Source organism: Neisseria sp. P0009.S007 (genome assembly GCF_051962515.1).
On the sequence record NZ_JBQCVF010000432.1, the window covers coordinates 1 to 1,161 of the forward strand.

Below are 1,161 nucleotides of genomic sequence, written 5' to 3' on the forward strand. Positions count from 1 at the left end.
GAAATAGCGCACGTCTTTGTGCCAAACGGGGACGGTTTTTTCAGCCAGCTCGATGCCGTAGAGTTTTTTGATTTGGGCAAACAGGCCTGCCAATACTTTGCTGATAGGGAAGTATTTTTTCACTTCGGTTTCGCTGAAGGCGTATTTGGCTTGACGCAGTTTTTCGGCGGCGTAGCTCAAATCCCAAGATTGCGGATCTTCGATATTCAGGCTCTCGCGTGCAAAGGCTTTGATTTCGGCAAAGTCTTTTTCGGCAAACGGTTTGGCGCGGCGGGCAAGGTCGTGCAGGAAGTTTAAAACCTGTTCGGGCGTGTCGGCCATTTTGGTTGCCAGCGACAGCTCGGCGTAGTTTTTGAAACCGAGCAGTTTGGCGGTTTTCAATGCGTTTTCGAGAGTGCGGTCGATGTTGGCCGTATTGTCGAATTTGCCGTCGTCAGACAATTCGCTGGCGCGGGTAACGTAGGCACGGTAGATTTGTTCGCGCAGTTCGCGGTTGTCGGCGTATTGGATGACGGCGAGGTAGTGCGGAATTTGCAGGCCGATTTTGTAGCCTGTTTTACCTTCGCTTTGCGCGGCGGCGGCAAACATGGCGAGGGAGTCTTCGGGAATGCCGGCAAGCGGCGCGGCATCGTCAAAGTGAATGCCGAAAGCGTCGGTTGCGTCTTGGATGTTTTGTGCGAATTTGGCACCCAGTTGCGCGCCTTCGGTTTGCAGTTGCGCCAGTTCTGCCTGCTGTTCGGGCGGCAATTCGGCACCGCTGAGGACGAAATCGCGCAAGTCGTGGTTGAGCTTGGTTTGCTGCGCCGGGGAGAGGGTGTCGAATTCGGCAGAGTTTTTGATGATTTTAAAGCGGTTGTACAACTCGATGTCTTGACCGATTTCGGTGAAGAAGATGGTGATTTCTGGCATCAATTCGTTGTATACGGCACGCAATTCGGGCGTGTCGACTACGGAGTTGAGATGGGAAACCACGCTCCAAATGCGGCCGACGCGTTCGGTAATGTCGGTCAGTTTTTCGACGGTGTTGGCCCAGTCGGTGTGCGTTTGCGCTTTGATGGCGGCGATTTGTTCGCGCGCTTCGGCAATGGCGGTTTGCAGGGCGGGTTTGATGTCTTCGGTTTTGATTTGGTCGAAACGGGGTTCTTCGCCCAAGTGGAGCAG

1 protein-coding gene is annotated in these 1,161 nt (G+C 54.0%); it reads right to left on the minus strand.

The window, feature by feature from the left end:
- Nucleotides 1–1,161: M3 family metallopeptidase (locus ACTHS3_RS13845; RefSeq protein WP_440368236.1), on the minus strand; the 1,161-nt coding region annotated here is incomplete at both ends.